A 17,189-nucleotide genomic window follows, 5' to 3' on the forward strand; every position below is an offset into this window, starting at 1 on the left:
AGTGAATAAATATTCAAATCAACACATGATTTTAAATACTGGGAGGCATCATCATATGAAAAAGTGGTTATTATTACTTATGACAGCTGGTCTTGCAGCTGCACTCGCAGCTTGCGGAACTTCTTCTAATAATTCAAACGCATCAGGAGATGACAAGACACTCGTGATGGCGACATCAGCAGATTATCCGCCATTTGAATCAAAAGACGGAGATAAAATTGTCGGTTTTGATGTAGATCTTGCAACTGCACTAGCGAAAAAGAACGGCTACAAGCTAGAAATTCAAGATATGGACTTTGCAAGCCTTGTATCAGCCCTTAAAACAAACAAAGCTGATATTGTCCTTGCAGGAATGACACCTACAGAAAAACGTAAAAAGCAAGTTGATTTCTCTGATGTTTATTACAATGCTAAAAACTTGGTTGTATCAAAGAAATCTAGCGGTATAAAAGCAGAGAAAGATTTAAAAGACAAAACAGTCGGCGTTCAATTAGGTTCTATTCAACAGGATGAAGCAAATGGACTGCAAAAGAAATATAACCTAACAGTTGAAGACCGTAATAAAATTTCTGATATCATTCAAGAGATTAAAGCAGGCCGTTTTGATGCAGCAATTATTGAAGATAAAGTAGCTGCTGGTTACTTGAAAAAGGAAAAAGATTTCCAAGCGTTTGGATTGAACAGCTCAAACGAAGGTTCAGCCATTGCATTCAAGAAAAACAGCGACTTAACAGCGAAATTTAATAAATCATTAAAAGAAATGAAAGATAATGGCGAACTTGATAAATTAATTAAAAAATGGTTTGCTGATGAAAAGTAAGTCAGGAAAAGGATCAGCGTCATTTATGAAAATAGAAAGCGCTGAAAAGTTCAACTCGTGTTGAACTTTTTTCCTGTTTTATTTTTTGATTTCGTCTGAAGGCAAATAAAAGGAGAATGTCATGTTGGATTTTAAAGATGTAATACCTCAGATGCCCTTTATTCTAGAAGGACTTAAGGTCACGCTTTCTATAGTAGTGGTATCCCTTTTCCTTGGATTTATCTTAGGAATTTTATTAACGCTTTGTAAAATTAGTGTGTTTAAACCGCTCATTTGGCTTGCAGATTTTTATACGTCAATTTTCCGAGGCACACCGCTTGTGCTTCAATTGCTCATTATTTATTTTGGTCTGCCTCAGCTTCTTGGGTTTCAAATTGACCAATACTGGGCTGCTGTAGCGGCATTTTCACTCAACTCGGCGGCATACGTATCTGAAATTATTCGTGCGGGTATTAATGCCATTGATAAAGGTCAAAAAGAAGCAGCCGTTGCTTTAGGCATCCCTTATGCTAAAATGATGAAGGACTTATTGCTTCCGCAGGCGTTTAAAAATATTTCACCTGCACTTGTGAATGAAACGATTACACTGACAAAAGAATCAGCGATTGTAACAGTCATCGGACTGGGCGATGTTATGAGACGAGCCTATCAAGCAGGGGCCGTCACGTATAATTATCTTGAACCGCTTATTTTTGCGGGTCTTATCTATTATGTCATCGTGCTTGTTCTCACCTTTGTCGGCAAATCGGTGGAAAGGAAGTTAAAATCAAATGATTAAAATAGAGAAACTCACAAAATCTTTTGGTAAAAACGAAGTTTTAAAGGGGATCGACACCACCATTAAAGAAGGGGAAGTTGTAGCGGTCATTGGACCATCTGGTTCAGGAAAATCGACGTTCCTTCGCTGCATAAATTTACTTGAAAAGCCGACTTCTGGTGTCATTACGATTAAGGACACCGAAATCACCAACCCAAAAACGAATGCACTAAAAGTGCGTGAGAACATCGGAATGGTATTTCAGCATTTCCATCTGTTCCCGCATAAAACTGTGCTGGAAAATATCACGTATGCTCCAATGAATGTGAAGAATCAATCGAAGGAAGACAGCATCAAGCAAGCTGAAGACCTGCTCAAAAAGGTAGGGCTTTTGGAGAAAAAAGATGATTTCCCGAACCGTTTGTCCGGCGGTCAAAAGCAGCGTGTCGCGATTGCGCGTGCGCTTGCGATGACACCAGACATTATGCTGTTTGACGAACCAACGTCTGCCCTAGATCCAGAAATGGTCAAGGAAGTATTAGAGGTCATGAAAGAGCTGGCTCAATCTGGAATGACACTCGTCATCGTCACACATGAAATGGGCTTTGCAAAAGAAGTGGCTGACCGCGTGATCTTTATGGATGACGGGAAAATAGTAGAGGATGCAAACCCTGTACAATTTTTTGAATCACCGTCTTCACAGCGTGCGCAAGACTTCTTACAAAAAATATTATAAAGAAAAAAGAGAAGGTAGACTTAACATCTCCTTCTTTTTTTGATTATAATGGGGAAAGTAAAAAAAGTTCATCATTTCACAAAAGTGAATGGAAACAAGACAGAAAAGAGTGAATCACATCATGTTTAAAATCGGCTACCGAACGCTGAAAACAGCATTAGGAACAGCGATCGCTATTTATATTGCACAATTGCTTGGCTTGCAAAATTATTCAGCTGCCGGGATTATTACGATCCTGTGTATTCAGGTGACAAAGAAAAGATCCCTCTTAGCATCGGGAGCCCGTTTTGCAGCATGCAGTCTTGCTATTTTATTTTCTTATTTATTTTTCGATCTGATTGGGTATCATCCTTTTGTGATCGGTTTGATGCTGCTTGTCTTTATTCCGACAACGGTTTTGCTTCGAATTAAAGAAGGGATTGTCACAAGTTCAGTCATCATCCTCCACTTATACATGTCTGGCGGGATTACCCTTCATCTCATTTGGAATGAACTGCTGCTGATTACCATTGGTGTTGGGGTAGCGCTGATTATGAACCTATATATGCCAAGTGTTGATAAAAAGCTCAAATGCTACAGCGAACAGATTGAAGCCAACTTTGCTAAAATCTTTGAGGAAATCGAGCAATACTTAATGACAGGGAAGCAAGACTGGACAGGAAAAGAAATACCAGAGACACATCAATTGATCAAAGAAGCGAAAGCTCTCGCATATCGTGATGTTGAAAACCATGTATTAAGACATGAAAACCTGTATTATCATTATTTCAACATGAGACAAAAGCAATTTGAAATCATTGAGCGTGTGCTGCCCAAAATTACGTCGATTTCCGTCACAACGGAGCACGGACAAATCATTGCAGAATACATTAGAGACTTACGCGAACATATTCACCCAGGGAACACAGCGCATAAGTTTTTAAGACGTCTCATTGATATGAAAGAAGAGTTTGATGAACTTCCGCTCCCGCAAACACGAGAAGAATTTGAGGCAAGAGCGGCACTCTTTCATTTCCTCGGTGAAATGGAACAATATTTAGTACTGAAAAGCTATTTTAAAGGGATGAAAGAATAGAGACGCATGAGTTCCTCCTTCATTGGTCAATCTAATGAAAAAAGGAGGAGCCTATGCGTCTTTTATTTTATACCGTACTGACCATGTCCCTTTCACCTATTTGGCCGCTTGGACAAAACCCGCTTCCGGGTGACCCGTTTGTCATTATTAATAAACAAACGAATGAACTGGCCTTTATTGATCAAGGGAAAATTCAAAAAGTATATCCGGCTTCGACAGGAAAAACAGCGGATTTAACGCCAGAAGGTGAATTTATCATTATGGTCAAAGCGAAAGATCCCTATTACAGAAGAAAAAATATTGAAGGCGGTGCGAAGAATAATCCTCTAGGGCGAAGATGGATTGGATTTGATGCACGAGGAACAGATGGCAGAAACTACGGAATTCATGGAACGAGTGACGAAACATCGATCGGGAAATTTATCACGGCAGGCTGTGTGAGACTTCATAATCAAGATGTAGAGCTATTGTTTGATCAGCTTCCAATTGGTACAAAGGTATGGATTACAACATCAAGTGCTTCCTTTGAAACGCTTGCCAAAGACAAACAGGCCATTCGTTGAGATCGCGAATCACCTGCTTGTCTGCTTTTATTCAAACCTTATAAAAAGGCTGCTGCTCCTGCTAAAAGTGAAGAAACTAACAGCAGGCTAATCATAAGCAACACCATAAATTTCATGAATTTTTGAGACATATCGCACCCCTATAACCGAAGATTTTTGCGACAAGCGCACTTGTCTTTATTTTATCTGGTTTTTTCATATGCGACAAGTGATCAGCAAAGGAAGTGAACGGATGAACCAAATCGATCATATTGCCATTGCCGTCTTTTCTATTAAAGAAACATCTCAAACGCTTCATCAGCTATTTAACTGGCATTTTTCAGACATACAAGAGATTCCTGAGCAGGAGATTAAAGCGTCCTTCGCTTCACTTAATGATCTGCACATTGAATTAATCGAACCGATGTCAGTCCGCAGCAAACTACATACTTTTTTAGCAAAAAGAGGAGAGGGGCTCCATCATATTGCGCTAAAGTCAGATGACATTCAAGATGATCTTAGCCGTCTCGATCACCTTGGCGTGCAGCTTCTTCAAAAAACAGCACAGATGGGCGCCAGCGGAAAACAGATTGCATTTATTTCACCTAAAGAAACGTCAGGTGTGTTATTTGAATTGTGCGAGTCCTTGAAAGGAGAGAAACATAGCAATGAATGAATCGTTCAATGACTTGTCTGAATGGCGGAAGAAAGCGTTAATGGGCGGCGGCGAAAAACGAGCAGCGGCTCACAGGAACAAAGGAAAGCTGTCGGTTCGAGAGCGGCTGCATACACTTCTTGACGAGGGCAGCTTAATGGAAATTCAGTCATTTGCAACAGGCGATCTGTCAGAGCATGTTGGTGACGGCGTCGTCATTGGTACGGGACTCATTCATGGAAAGCCAGTATGTGTATATGCTCAAGATGCTACAGTATATGGGGGCTCTTTAGGCGAAATGCATGCCAAAAAAATTGTCTCTTTAATGGACCTTGCAGCTAAAAATCAGATGCCGGTCATCGGTCTAAAAGACTCAGGTGGTGCGAGAATTCAAGAGGGTGTGGTATCATTAGAAGGATACGGACAGATTTTTAAACGGAATGTGCTGTACTCTGGTCGAATCCCGCAAATATCTGTTATTTTAGGTTCATGTGCTGGAGGTGCAGTCTATTCTCCTGCATTGACTGATTTTGTCTTCATGACAGAGCAAACAGCTCATATGTTTTTAACTGGTCCGAAAGTAATAGAAAAGGCAACAGGAGAAACGGTCTGTCCTGACCGTCTTGGCGGTGCAAGTGTTCAGCATCAGACAAGCGGGAATGTGCACTATACTGGGAAAGATGAGAAGGACGTGTTAAAAGCAGTTCGAACTCTTTTAACGTACATACCAACGAAACAACAGGTTGTCATGCACGCTGAAGCACGAAAGCATGATACCGCCGATCCAGGCAGCATCCTGCCAAAGGATCCATCACGCACCTATGATGTCAAACAAGTCGTGACGGCGATAACCGATCCAGACTCATTCTTTGAAACGCAGCCTTGTTTCTCAAAAAATATTGTCACAGGTTTTGCCAGATTACAAGGAGCCTCCATTGGTGTTGTTGCCAATCAGCCAAAGGTGCTGGCAGGCAGCCTTGATCTTGACGCGGCCGATAAAGCGGCCAGGTTTATTCGATTTTGCGATGCGTTTCATATTCCGATCTTAACCCTTGTGGACGTTCCTGGTTTTTTACCAGGGGAGAAAGCCGAGCAAGCGGGAATTATCCGCCACGGTGCAAAGCTTTTATATGCGTACGCTGAAGCAACCGTTCCAAAAATCACTGTGATTTTAAGAAAGGCGTTTGGCGGTGCATATGTCGCGATGAATAGTAAGGGCTTAGGCGCTGACTTTGTTTATGCATGGCCAGAGGCCGAAATTGATGTCATGGGGAAAACGTTCGCAGACGAAATCGTTCACCCTGCTTCGCGCGAGCCTGAGAACAAACCAAGTGTATGGAAAGCGGCTCAGGCAGGTCTGGTAGACGATATTTTCATGCCGGCTGAAACGAGAGAGCGATTGATCCGCTCATTTGATGTGCTTCGCAGTAAGGAAGAAGATAGACCGTTAAAAAAGCATGGCAACATGCCGCTATAAGAGGAGGAGCATCATCATGATCAATGAAAAACGCTTACTAGACGAATTTTTAGAATTAGTTCAGATTGATTCAGAAACAAAACACGAAGAGAAAATTGTTGAAGTCCTAAAAGAAAAATTCTCGCAGCTTGGTTTAAAAGTGGTTGAAGACGATTCAAAAGCGGTAACAGGCCACGGTGCAGGCAACCTTGTCTGCACATTAGAAGGAAATCAAGAGGCAGATACGATTTATTTCACTTCTCATATGGATACAGTTGTACCGGGGAATGGCGTAAAACCAGTCATTGAGGACGGCTATGTGAAAACAGATGGAACAACCATTCTTGGTGCTGACGATAAAACAGGACTTGCTGCTATGTTTGAAGCAGTCCGCGTGCTGAAAGAGAAAAATTTACCGCACGGGACGATTGAATTTGTTATCACAGCAGGTGAGGAATCAGGACTTGTTGGAGCAAAAGCGTTAGATCCGAATTTGATGACAGCGAAATACGGCTATGCCCTTGATTCAGATGGCAAGGTCGGTACGATTATCGTAGCTGCACCAACACAGGCAAAAGTACGCGCAACGATTTACGGAAAAACCGCTCACGCAGGTGTCGCGCCTGAAAAAGGTGTGTCTGCGATTACCATTGCATCTAAAGCAATTGCCAGCATGCCACTTGGCCGGATCGATGAAGAAACAACGGCGAATATCGGCCGTTTTGAAGGCGGAACACAAACAAATATTGTGTGCGATCAAGTCGATATTTTGGCAGAAGCACGCTCTTTAGAACCAGCAAAAATGGAAGCTCAAGTAGCGAAGATGAAAGAAGCCTTTGAAAAAACCGCTAAAGAAATGGGCGGAAGTGCCGATGTACAAATTGACATCATGTATCCAGGCTTCAAATTCTCACACGGCGACCAAGTCGTAGAAGTGGCGAAAAAAGCGGCAGCAAAAATTGGCCGTCCTTCAGAACTGCAGACGAGCGGCGGAGGCAGTGATGCAAACGTCATTGCAGGCAACGGCGTCCCAACTGTCAACCTAGCTGTTGGATATGAAGATATTCATACGAAAAATGAGAAAATGCCGATTGAAGAATTAGTCAAAACAGCTGAAATGGTTCTCGCCATTATCGAAGAAACGACAAATCCATCGTAAAGGCAGGAGACTCTGTGAGCGCGCAAAAGATTATTATTTTTCAGGTGGGGCAAGAGGAGTTTGGCATCAGTGTAGAGCATATTCGTTCGATTGAAAAGGTCCCTTACTTACAAGAAGTGTCGAACCTTCCAAAAGAAATTAAAGGGCTGATGTCATTAAGAGGAGAGGTCATTCCTGTCAGTGACACAGGTGTGATGCTTCACGGAAAGCCTCTTGATGTAAACGAGCAGTCCAAGGTGCTGCTATTTGAAGTAAACGATCAAATGATTGGCTGTCTTGTCTCAGATGCAAAAGATATTATCGATATCGAGCAAAGCGACATCAAGCCATTTCATATGAACACGAAGGCCTCTGAATATTTCTTCGGCGTTGTGGAGAGAGAAAACAAAATGATTTTACAAGTGGACCCAAATAAGTTCCTTGGGAAAATTGAGGACCTCGATCAATTGCCAGACCGGTTGAAAGAAGAATTGGCATAATGAAAAACCCCTTATCTCTAGATAAGGGGTTTATTTTTATTCAGCAGCTGGTTTGGCTTGTTCGTTAGCCGCAGCTTTCGTTTTTGATTTTTGGTACATGACATTTAAAATAATCGTTTGAATTGTGAGTAATAGTCCGCTTGTCATCCAGTATAAAGGAAGAGCAGCGGGTGCATTGATTGAAAGAAACAGCATCATGATTGGGAAAATCATGCCCATTACTTTCGCCTGCTTCAGCGCAGCCTCTGTCTGGGTGCCTGATTGCTTCGCATATTTTTGCGTGACATAAAATTGCAAGAAATACATAGCCCCTGCAAAGACCGCCACCAATAAATCGGTTTGTCCTAAGTTAAACCATAAGAACGTATGAGTTGCGATCTCAGGTGTTGAGCGGATCGCTGAGTAAAAGCCAAGAACAATTGGAATTTGAATCAGCATAGGCAGACAGCCCATTGCCAGCGGGTTCACATTGTTCTCTTTATATACTTTCATCATTTCCATTTGCAGTTCTTTTTGTTTTTCAGGTTCTTTCGTTTTCTTCAATTTGCTTTGTATTTGGTCAATCTGAGGTTTCACCAGTGCCATTTTTTCCTGCATGACTCTTTGCTTCTTAAATTGATTCGCAAAAAGCGGGAAAATCAGCAGGCGGACAATCAAGGTGACGAACATAATGGATAAACCATAATCATCATGGAAGAAGTTCGCAAGCCAAATGATCAGCTCAGAAAAAGGCTGAACAAAATAATGATGGAAAAACCCATCAGAGCTCGTATTCGTTTGCGCACTCGCTGCAAATGCAGGTGACGCAATCATCATCAAACATAAAGTCGTACAAATAGTCAATAAACGTTTCAATTCGTTTCCTCCTCATGATTAAAAAAATTTAATTAGTGAGAGGAAGCGAATGGTCTTCATCATCATTAGATGATCTTTTCATTCGAATGACTTTACTAATCCAAGTTGTAATGCGATCATATATGATAAACAGAAAGTCTGTTCGATTCAAGCAAGATGCGTCCAACTCTTCCAAACGATGTCCACCAAGATGTTCGTTCATACGGCAGTCTTTTAGTAAAAACGCAATGCCGATGGCCGTCAGCGCTGGAAGAATAATCGTAAAGAATTCAACAAGGAAAAAGACTTCATTGAATGTATCAATAATCATGATTATCACATCCATTTCATTACTCACAGTGTACTATACACTATATGAAATGTCTATTGGAACAAACATGAAGTAACCATAGTCAATAAATGTAGGAGGCAGGCAAATGGTTGATTCTCAAAGAAAGGGTCGAATTATTTTTCATATTGATATGAATAGTTTTTATGCATCGGTCGAAATGGCGTATGATCCTTCTTTGCGAGGGAAACCTTTAGCCATCAGCGGAAATGCAAAAGAGCGTAAAGGGATTGTTGTGACGTGCAGCTACGAGGCAAGAGCACTAGGTGTGAAGCCCCCGATGCCCTTGTGGGAGGCGAAGCGGCTATGTCCGGGACTCATTGTCCGCACACCGAACTTTGACCGGTACCGCAGCTCCTCACAAGAGATGTTTACAATACTAAGAGAATACAGTGATTTAGTCGAACCTGTATCTATTGATGAGGGCTATATTGATTTAACGCATACGCCATATGCTGAGCATGCGGTAAAAACGGCTCATGATATTCAAACAAGGCTTGTAGAGGAGCTGATGCTTCCTTCAAGTATCGGCATTGCACCGAATAAATTTTTAGCGAAAATGGCGTCAAATTGGAAAAAGCCAATGGGCATCACCATATTGCGTAAACGAGATGTTCCGAACATGCTCTGGCCGCTCCCTGCTGGTGATATGCACGGGGTTGGACAAAAAACGGCAGATAAATTAAAAAAGGTTGGAATTCATACCATTGAAGACTTAGCGAAAGCGAATGAGTATACACTAAAAGAATTGCTTGGCATCAATGGACCGAGATTAAAGCAAAAGGCGAATGGTGAACATGACGGCATCGTGGACCCAGAAAGAATATACGAATTTAAATCCGTCGGCAATTCGTCCACTCTTCCTCATGATTCTGATGATACAGATGAACTTGTTACGTTAATTGATAAGCTGTCACAATCTGTGAGTGCAAGGTTAAGGAGAAAAGAAGTGATGGCGAATCGGCTGCTCATCATGATTCGGTATGCAAGCTGGAAAAATATCACGCGAAGTGTCATGCTTACGAATCCAACGGATCGAAAGGAAGACATATTTGAAGCGGCAAAACAGTTATTCCTTAAACATTGGAATGACCAGCCAGTGAGGCTCTTAGGTGTGACGGGGACAGACCTTGTCGAACGAAAAGCAGCTGTTAAACAGCTTGATTTATTTTCATATACAGAAGATGCAAAAGAAGAGCCTCTCCAAACCATTTTAGATGGATTGAAAGAAAAATATGGAAAGCCATTGGTGCAAAGAGGGATCACCATTAAGGAAAAAGAGAGCAAAACAAGCGGGACAAGTTTTAATAAAGATTTTTTTCAGGACGAAAGAGGAAATGACTAGCCTGAAAACTTGATAAAAGAGGTGATGTTGTGGTAATTTCAAAGGGTACATCATTTCAGCAGTAATCAATATAGTGTGTTAGAAGGGACGTCAGAATTATGTCAAAACAACAAATCGGTGTGGTTGGACTAGCCGTTATGGGGAAAAACCTTGCCCTCAATATTGAAAGCCGCGGTTTCTCCGTATCCGTTTATAACAGATCTAGCAGCAAAACAGAAGAGTTTCTTCAAGAAGCAGAAGGAAAAAACGTTGTTGGCACATACAGCATCGAAGAATTTGTTCAGTCGCTTGAAACACCGCGTAAAATTCTTTTAATGGTAAAAGCTGGTGCAGCAACAGATGCAACCATTCAATCATTACTTCCTCACCTAGAGAAAGGTGACATTTTAATTGATGGTGGAAATACATATTACAAGGATACACAAAGACGTAATCAAGAGCTTGCAGAAAGTGGTATTCACTTCATTGGTACTGGTGTTTCCGGCGGTGAAGAAGGCGCGCTAAAAGGTCCTTCCATCATGCCAGGCGGTCAAAAAGAAGCGCATGAGCTAGTGAAACCAATTTTAGAAGCGATCTCTGCGAAAGTAGATGGCGAGCCTTGTACAACGTATATCGGCCCAGATGGAGCAGGACATTATGTCAAAATGGTTCATAACGGTATCGAGTACGGAGATATGCAATTGATCTCTGAATCATACTTTATCTTGAAGCATGTTGCTGGATTGTCAGCAGGGGAGCTTCATGAAGTATTCTCAGAGTGGAATAAAGGCGAGCTTGACAGCTATTTAATCGAAATTACAGCTGACATTTTCACAAAAGTGGATGAAGAAACAAACCAGCCGCTTGTGGATGTGATCTTAGATAAAGCTGGTCAAAAAGGAACTGGAAAATGGACAAGCAAAAGCTCACTTGATCTAGGTGTCCCGCTTCCAATCATTACTGAGTCTGTTTTTGCGCGTTACATTTCAGCAATGAAAGATGAGCGTGTGGAAGCAAGTCAATTGATCGAAGGTCCTGAGCCGGCGCAATCAGCTGAGAATAAACAAGAGCTGATCGAAGCGGTTAGAAAAGCCTTATTCATGAGTAAAATCTGCTCTTACGCACAAGGCTTTGCGCAAATGAAAGCAGCATCTGATGAATATAACTGGGATTTAAAATACGGTGAAATTGCGATGATCTTCCGCGGCGGATGTATCATTCGTGCAGCCTTCTTACAACAAATTAAAGAAGCATATGACCGTAATCCTGAACTGAAAAACCTATTGCTTGATCCATACTTTAAGGATATTGCTCAAAACTATCAATCATCACTTCGTAAAGTCATTTCACTTGCAGTGGAACAAGGAGTTCCTGTTCCTTCATTCTCAAGTGCACTTGCTTACTTTGATAGCTATCGCACAGCTGTCCTTCCAGCGAATTTAATTCAAGCACAGCGTGACTATTTCGGTGCACATACGTATGAGCGCACAGATAAAGAAGGCGTATTCCATACTGAATGGATGAAATAAACAGAGAACGACTGAAAGACCTTACCTTTGGTAAGGTTTTTTTGTTTGTATCTTTTCGGCTAAAAATGCGAAAAAGAGGGATGCTATGTAAAAAAGACAAGAAAGTAGGGATAGAAGTGGGCATATTATATGCACTTCTCCCAGCGATATTTTGGGGAAGTATTGTTCTTATCAGTGTCAAACTAGGCGGGAATGCGTATCAGCAAACACTCGGCATTACGCTCGGTGCATTTTTATTTTCAATTGCAGCCTTTTTCATCAAAATGCCAGAGCTGACACCGCTTATTTTTGCGGTTTCCGTCATTTCAGGCATCTTTTGGAGTATTGGACAAATGAATCAGCTTTCAAGTGTCGCTTTTCTCGGTGTGTCTAAAGCTGTTCCTTTATCAACAGGCATGCAGCTTGTGAGCACAACGCTATTTGGCGTTATGGTCTTCAAAGAATGGCAAACGATGACGGTCATACTCATTGGTTCTTGCGCCATTTTACTGATCATTGCAGGTGTTGTCATGACATCGCTCGGTCAAAAAAAGAATGGCGGCGAGAATGGAGGGAATTTTAAAAAAGGAATCATCATTCTGCTCATCTCAACCGTTGGCTACGTCGGATATGTCGTCATTTTAAGATGGTTTGATATTGATGGCTGGTCTGCACTCGTTCCGCAATCAGTCGGCATGCTGCTTTCATCCTTAGCGATTAGTTTAAAGCAGGATCCGTTTAGCAAATATACGTTTAGAAATATCATTGCCGGTCTTGTTTGGTCAACAGGAAATCTTGGGCTGCTTTTGGCCATTCCATTAATTGGCGTAGCCGTAAGCTTTTCGATGTCACAAACAGGGATTGTCATCTCAACACTAGGCGGCATTTACTTATTAAAAGAGAAAGCATCTAGAAAAAGCTTTGTCATTGCAGGCTGCCTGATGATCATTGCAGGCGGTGTGCTGCTAGGCTTTACAAAATAGGAGGTTACACGAATGTATCCAGATTTAGAAGGAAAAACAGTTCTGATTACAGGCGCAGGTACAGGGATTGGTCAAGCGATGGCCCGCCGATTTGGACAAGAAAAAGCCAATGTGGTGATCAATTACTTCTCCGATAAAGAAAATCCGGATGAAACCATTGCAGATATTCAAAAAAATGGCGGACAGGCTGTGAAAATCAAGGGAGACGTATCAAAGGAAGAGGATATGCAGGCGATGATTGATAAAGCCGTTGATACATTTGGCAGTCTTGATGTGATGATCAATAACGCAGGCATTGAAAATGAAGTACCTTCTACCGAAATGACGCTGGATAATTGGAACAAAGTGATGTCTACCAATTTAACAGGCATGTTTCTAGGATGCCGTGATGCACTGAAGTATATGACGGATCATGAGATAGAAGGCTCGATCATTAATATGTCGTCGGTTCATCAACAAATTCCTTGGCCTCATTTCGTGCATTATGCAGCCAGTAAAGGAGGCGCCAAGCTTTTGACAGAAACATTGGCCCTTGAATATGCCCCTAAAAAAATCCGTGTAAACAGCATTGCACCAGGAGCCATTGATACCCCGATTAATGCGGAGAAATTCAATGATCCAGCATTGAAAAAAGGTGTGATTGAGCTGATTCCGATCGGTTATATTGGAAAGCCAGAAGAAGTGGCAGCATGTGCTGTCTGGCTGGCATCAAAAGAGGCGAGCTATGTCACAGGCTTGACGTTATATGTAGACGGCGGCATGACAAAGTACCCTGGGTTCCAGGCAGGAAAAGGATAAGACGATTAAGAAAAAGAGCGTACAATACGCTCTTTTTTATATTAAATACAGACAAATAAAATTAAATGTCTAGACATTTAAAAATAAAAATATATAATATTAATTGGAAGCGCTTTTATTACAACAATGGGGTGAGAGAAATGAAACGTATTTTATTAGCATGCAGTTCGGGAATGTCTACGAGTTTACTAGTGACAAAGATGAAAGCACATGCCGATTCAATTGGGGACGAAGCAGAAATTTGGGCAGTTGGGCAAGATCAAGCGAAAAAAGAAATGGCGAATGCGGATGTAGTGTTAATCGGACCGCAAATGAGCTTTTTAAAAGGAGACCTTCAAAAAGAAGCAAAAAAATACGGAATTGAGGTAGAGGTCATTGATATGCAGGCGTACGGGCTTGCTGATGGACAAAAAGCGTATGAACAGGCACTTACATTGATGGGGGAATCTTAAAGGATGGAAAAGAAAACACTCGAAGGGCTCACGGAGGAACAAGTGAGCTTTCAATTGATCTTACACAGCGGGAATGCACGCAGCAAATTGCTTCAGGCTCTTAAACAATATCGAGAAGGTCTAGAAGAAGAGGCTTTTGGTCTTATGAAAGAAGCGGAAGAAGATTTACGGCATGCACATGACATCCATTTTCAACTCGTACAGAAAGAGGCAGGAGGAGAAAGGGCATCCTTTTCCTTACTGCTCATGCACGCTGAAGATCACTTAATGTCGACCATTACCATCAAGGAGCTTGTGGGAGAGCTCCTGCCGATATTCCAATCGCTTAAACAATAAAGGGTGTAAACAAGGGGGGAAACCAATGTTTGATAAAATAAGTGCCATTTTGGTTCCGATTGCTGGGAGATTGAACAACAACCGCTATTTAGGCGTATTACGGGATGCCTTTATGCTTGCGTTCCCGCTCACCATCTTTGGTTCCATTATGGTTGTGCTGATGAATTTGCCATTTTTAGATAAAATCATGAGTCAAACAGCACTGGAAGGCGTCCAGTCTGCGCTGAATATCGCACCGAGTGCGACCATCAGCATTATGAGTGTGTTTGTTGTATTTGGGATTGGCTACTATTTATCAAAAAGCTATGATGTGGAAGCTGTCTTTGGCGGTGTGATTGCTTTAGCCTCTTTCTTGCTTCTGACTCCGTTTTTACTAGAACAAGAAGGCGGTGCAACGATTGCAGGCGTTATCCCAGTCGATCGTTTAGGTGCAAAGGGGATGTTCCTAGGAATGATCACAGGCTTTTTGTCTGCTGAAATTTATCGTTTTTTTGTCCAAAAGAAATTTGTGATCAATATGCCGCAAGGGGTTCCGCCAGCTGTTTCCAAGTCTTTTGCTGCACTGATCCCGGCTACTTTGACACTTACAACCTTTTTGTTCATTAATATCATCATTACACAAGGCTTCAAAACAAATATGCATGATTTGATTTATCATGCCATTCAGGCGCCGCTTGTCGGTCTTGGAAGCGGTATCATTCCGACCTTGATTGCTGTTTTCTTTATACAAATTCTTTGGTTCTTTGGGCTCCACGGCCAAATTATTATCAACTCTGTCATGGATCCGATTTGGAATACATTGTCCATTCAAAACCTAGAGAGCTACACAAAAACAGGTGAGGTTCCTAATATCATCAGCAAGCAGTTTATTGAAATTTACACGGTTGGAATGGGTGGAACCGGCATGACGCTCGCTGTTGTGTTTACGATTTTAATTTTCCTGAAAAGTAAGCAATTAAAACAAGTAGCCAAGCTTGGCTTAGGACCAGGATTATTTAACGTCAATGAACCGATTATCTTCGGTTTACCGATTGTCATGAATCCGCTTATTCTCATTCCGTGGATTTTGGCGCCAATGGTCATAACATGTATTACTTATTTTGCGATGGCATCAGGGATTGTACCGCCGCCGACAGGCGTGAATATCCCATGGACAGTGCCGATCTTTATTAGCGGAATGATGGCAACAAATTCACTAGCGGGCGGTCTGCTTCAGTTGTTTAACCTGATGATTGTGTTTGTCATTTGGTTCCCGTTCTTGAAATTTATTGACCGTATGAATGTGAAAAATGAAAAAATAACAACAACAGAAAAAACGAAGGCAGCAAACATCAAAGGTGAAGGAGACTCAATACATGTCGATGGAAACTAACAAGCAATCATATATATTTCCAGAAGGTTTCTGGTGGGGATCTTCTGCTTCTGCGACGCAAACAGAAGGGAGCGTCCCTGGAGATGGAAAGGGACCGAACATATGGGATCATTGGTTTGAACAAGAGCCGACTCGTTTTTTTGATGGCGTAGGGCCGAACGTGACATCTCAATTTTATCGAAAATATAAAGAGGATATCCGTCTAATGAAGGAAATTGGCCACAATTCATTTCGGCTGTCGATATCATGGTCACGCCTTTTACCTGAAGGAACAGGTGCCGTCAATGAAGAAGCGGTGTCTTTTTACAATGATGTGATCAATGAACTGATTGCACATGATATCGAGCCATTTGTGAACCTATACCATTTCGATATGCCAATGGCGCTGCAGGAGAAAGGCGGCTGGGTGAACAGACAGGTGGTCGACGATTATGTCAGCTATGCGACATTATGCTTCCAATTATTTGGCGACAGGGTGAAAAAATGGTTTACCCATAACGAACCGATTGTGCCTGTAGAAGGCGGATATATGTATAGCTTTCATTATCCAAACGAGGTCGATTTCCAAAAGGCTGTACAGGTCGGTTTTCATGAACTTTTATCAAATGCGAAGGCGATTGCGGCTTATAAAGAGCTGCAGCAAGGCGGTAAGATTGGCATCATCCTAAACCTGACCCCTTCGTACCCGCGAAGCCAGAATCCGCGCGATGTAGAAGCAGCAGAGATGGCCGATGCTTTCTTTAACCGTTCCTTCTTAGATCCTGCGGTGAAGGGGCATTTCCCGGAAAAGCTAGTAGAAGTCTTAAAGAAAGAAGGCTTTATGCCAAGTATGGAAGAAGGGGACCTTGAGCTCATTCGAGAGAATACGATTGATCTTCTTGGCATCAACTATTATCAGCCAAGAAGAGTGAAAGCGAAAGAGCATATGCCGCATCCTCAAGCACCATTTATGCCGAACCATTATTTTGATTCTTTTGAGATGCCGGGAAGAAAAATGAATGTGTATCGAGGCTGGGAAATCTATGAAAAGGGCATTTACGACATATTGAAAAAAGTCCAAACAGACTATGATAATATTGAATGCTTTATTTCTGAAAATGGAATGGGTGTCGAAGGAGAAGAGCGGTTTAAGGATGAAGAAGGAATGATTCATGACGATTACCGCATTGACTTTATTTCTGAGCATCTCAAATGGGTGCATCAAGCCATTCAAGAAGGAAGCAATGTGAAAGGCTATCATCTTTGGACCTTTATGGACAACTGGTCCTGGTCGAATGCTTATAAAAATCGTTATGGATTTGTCTCAGTTGATCTTCAAAAAGACGGGAAACGAACGATTAAGAAAAGTGGATACTGGTTTCAATCGGTTTCAGAGAATAACGGTTTTTAATCAAAATACTTGCTCTTTCCTTGAAAAGAGCAGGTATTTTTCTTATGTGACGGTAAGTGGATGAAACAAAAATGGCTGGCACCTTTTAAGCTCACATCCCTTAGTGTAAAATGAGAGGAAGGCTAAAAAACGCCATATTTTCTTCTAGAATAAAGCGCTATGAA

Annotated in this window: 20 protein-coding genes; 17 read left to right on the plus strand and 3 right to left on the minus strand. The window is 41.7% G+C overall.

Features of this window, described 5'->3' with window-relative positions; translation table 11 throughout:
• Nucleotides 1–55: 55 nt before the first annotated feature.
• The 5 genes from NSS92_RS03380 (at nucleotide 56) to NSS92_RS03400 (ending at nucleotide 3,951) form a co-directional block, all read left to right on the plus strand.
• Nucleotides 56–820 carry a transporter substrate-binding domain-containing protein gene (locus NSS92_RS03380; RefSeq protein ID WP_024422920.1) on the plus strand — a complete coding sequence of 255 codons (765 nt, stop codon included), beginning with the start codon at nucleotides 56–58 and terminating at the stop codon, nucleotides 818–820.
• A 121-nt stretch (nucleotides 821–941) separates the two neighbouring features.
• Nucleotides 942–1,598 carry an amino acid ABC transporter permease gene (locus tag NSS92_RS03385; RefSeq protein WP_003215691.1) on the plus strand — a complete coding sequence of 219 codons (657 nt, stop codon included), beginning with the start codon at nucleotides 942–944 and terminating at the stop codon, nucleotides 1,596–1,598.
• Nucleotides 1,591–2,313 (plus strand): amino acid ABC transporter ATP-binding protein, encoded by a 723-nt coding sequence (locus NSS92_RS03390; RefSeq protein WP_034280282.1) that lies wholly within the window; start codon nucleotides 1,591–1,593, stop codon nucleotides 2,311–2,313. The genes NSS92_RS03385 and NSS92_RS03390 overlap by 8 nt, the downstream gene beginning before the upstream one ends.
• A gap of 121 nt (nucleotides 2,314–2,434) precedes the next feature.
• Nucleotides 2,435–3,388, plus strand: a complete 954-nt coding sequence (locus NSS92_RS03395; protein ID WP_340866911.1) for an aromatic acid exporter family protein — start codon at nucleotides 2,435–2,437, stop codon at nucleotides 3,386–3,388.
• A gap of 53 nt (nucleotides 3,389–3,441) precedes the next feature.
• Nucleotides 3,442–3,951 (plus strand): L,D-transpeptidase, encoded by a 510-nt coding sequence (locus NSS92_RS03400; RefSeq protein ID WP_340866912.1) that lies wholly within the window; start codon nucleotides 3,442–3,444, stop codon nucleotides 3,949–3,951.
• A gap of 38 nt (nucleotides 3,952–3,989) precedes the next feature.
• Here the strand turns inward: NSS92_RS03400 and prli42 are convergent, their stop codons facing one another.
• Nucleotides 3,990–4,082, minus strand: coding sequence for a stressosome-associated protein Prli42 (gene prli42, locus NSS92_RS03405; RefSeq protein WP_149126490.1), 93 nt, complete (start codon nucleotides 4,080–4,082; stop codon nucleotides 3,990–3,992).
• 101 nt (nucleotides 4,083–4,183) lie between these two features.
• Between prli42 and mce the strand changes: the two genes are divergently transcribed.
• Genes mce through NSS92_RS03425 form a run of 4 tightly spaced genes read left to right on the plus strand, consistent with a single transcriptional unit; the run spans nucleotide 4,184 to nucleotide 7,679 of the window.
• Nucleotides 4,184–4,606: a methylmalonyl-CoA epimerase gene (mce, locus tag NSS92_RS03410; protein ID WP_340866913.1), complete on the plus strand. Its 423-nt coding sequence runs from the start codon at nucleotides 4,184–4,186 to the stop codon at nucleotides 4,604–4,606.
• Nucleotides 4,599–6,062, plus strand: coding sequence for an acyl-CoA carboxylase subunit beta (locus tag NSS92_RS03415; RefSeq protein ID WP_340866914.1), 1,464 nt, complete (start codon nucleotides 4,599–4,601; stop codon nucleotides 6,060–6,062). The genes mce and NSS92_RS03415 overlap by 8 nt, the downstream gene beginning before the upstream one ends.
• Nucleotides 6,063–6,078: 16 nt before the next feature.
• Nucleotides 6,079–7,200, plus strand: a complete 1,122-nt coding sequence (locus NSS92_RS03420; RefSeq protein ID WP_111292258.1) for a tripeptidase T — start codon at nucleotides 6,079–6,081, stop codon at nucleotides 7,198–7,200.
• A gap of 14 nt (nucleotides 7,201–7,214) precedes the next feature.
• Nucleotides 7,215–7,679, plus strand: coding sequence for a chemotaxis protein CheW (locus NSS92_RS03425; RefSeq protein WP_267587365.1), 465 nt, complete (start codon nucleotides 7,215–7,217; stop codon nucleotides 7,677–7,679).
• A 36-nt stretch (nucleotides 7,680–7,715) separates the two neighbouring features.
• On the opposite strand, the gene NSS92_RS03430 is transcribed toward NSS92_RS03425, so the two are convergent.
• Together NSS92_RS03430 and NSS92_RS03435 are read right to left on the minus strand one after the other, a co-directional pair.
• Nucleotides 7,716–8,534 (minus strand): membrane protein insertase YidC, encoded by an 819-nt coding sequence (locus NSS92_RS03430; RefSeq protein ID WP_411353430.1) that lies wholly within the window; start codon nucleotides 8,532–8,534, stop codon nucleotides 7,716–7,718.
• 28 nt (nucleotides 8,535–8,562) lie between these two features.
• Nucleotides 8,563–8,844: a hypothetical protein gene (locus tag NSS92_RS03435; protein ID WP_024422910.1), complete on the minus strand. Its 282-nt coding sequence runs from the start codon at nucleotides 8,842–8,844 to the stop codon at nucleotides 8,563–8,565.
• 106 nt (nucleotides 8,845–8,950) lie between these two features.
• Here NSS92_RS03435 and NSS92_RS03440 point away from each other — a divergent pair, with 106 nt between their 5' ends.
• The 8 genes from NSS92_RS03440 (at nucleotide 8,951) to NSS92_RS03475 (ending at nucleotide 17,025) form a co-directional block, all read left to right on the plus strand.
• Nucleotides 8,951–10,207 (plus strand): DNA polymerase IV, encoded by a 1,257-nt coding sequence (locus NSS92_RS03440; RefSeq protein ID WP_267587366.1) that lies wholly within the window; start codon nucleotides 8,951–8,953, stop codon nucleotides 10,205–10,207.
• Nucleotides 10,208–10,305: 98 nt separating this feature from the next.
• Nucleotides 10,306–11,715: an NADP-dependent phosphogluconate dehydrogenase gene (gndA, locus tag NSS92_RS03445; RefSeq protein WP_024428028.1), complete on the plus strand. Its 1,410-nt coding sequence runs from the start codon at nucleotides 10,306–10,308 to the stop codon at nucleotides 11,713–11,715.
• Nucleotides 11,716–11,831: 116 nt separating this feature from the next.
• On the plus strand, nucleotides 11,832–12,677 hold the full coding sequence (locus NSS92_RS03450; RefSeq protein ID WP_185907644.1) for a GRP family sugar transporter: 846 nt from the start codon (nucleotides 11,832–11,834) through the stop codon (nucleotides 12,675–12,677).
• 12 nt (nucleotides 12,678–12,689) lie between these two features.
• Nucleotides 12,690–13,475 (plus strand): SDR family oxidoreductase, encoded by a 786-nt coding sequence (locus tag NSS92_RS03455; protein WP_340866916.1) that lies wholly within the window; start codon nucleotides 12,690–12,692, stop codon nucleotides 13,473–13,475.
• Nucleotides 13,476–13,615: 140 nt separating this feature from the next.
• Complete coding sequence (locus NSS92_RS03460; RefSeq protein WP_047202257.1) at nucleotides 13,616–13,927, plus strand: PTS sugar transporter subunit IIB; 312 nt, start codon at nucleotides 13,616–13,618, stop codon at nucleotides 13,925–13,927.
• A 3-nt stretch (nucleotides 13,928–13,930) separates the two neighbouring features.
• Complete coding sequence (locus tag NSS92_RS03465; protein WP_142945952.1) at nucleotides 13,931–14,263, plus strand: PTS lactose/cellobiose transporter subunit IIA; 333 nt, start codon at nucleotides 13,931–13,933, stop codon at nucleotides 14,261–14,263.
• A gap of 25 nt (nucleotides 14,264–14,288) precedes the next feature.
• Nucleotides 14,289–15,635 (plus strand): PTS cellobiose transporter subunit IIC, encoded by a 1,347-nt coding sequence (celB, locus tag NSS92_RS03470; protein ID WP_267587368.1) that lies wholly within the window; start codon nucleotides 14,289–14,291, stop codon nucleotides 15,633–15,635.
• Nucleotides 15,619–17,025 carry a glycoside hydrolase family 1 protein gene (locus tag NSS92_RS03475; RefSeq protein ID WP_340866917.1) on the plus strand — a complete coding sequence of 469 codons (1,407 nt, stop codon included), beginning with the start codon at nucleotides 15,619–15,621 and terminating at the stop codon, nucleotides 17,023–17,025. The genes celB and NSS92_RS03475 overlap by 17 nt, the downstream gene beginning before the upstream one ends.
• Nucleotides 17,026–17,189: the final 164 nt, after the last annotated feature.

This window comes from Bacillus sp. FSL M8-0166, assembly GCF_038008825.1.
GTDB classification, from domain to species: Bacteria; Bacillota; Bacilli; order Bacillales; family Bacillaceae; genus Bacillus; species Bacillus safensis.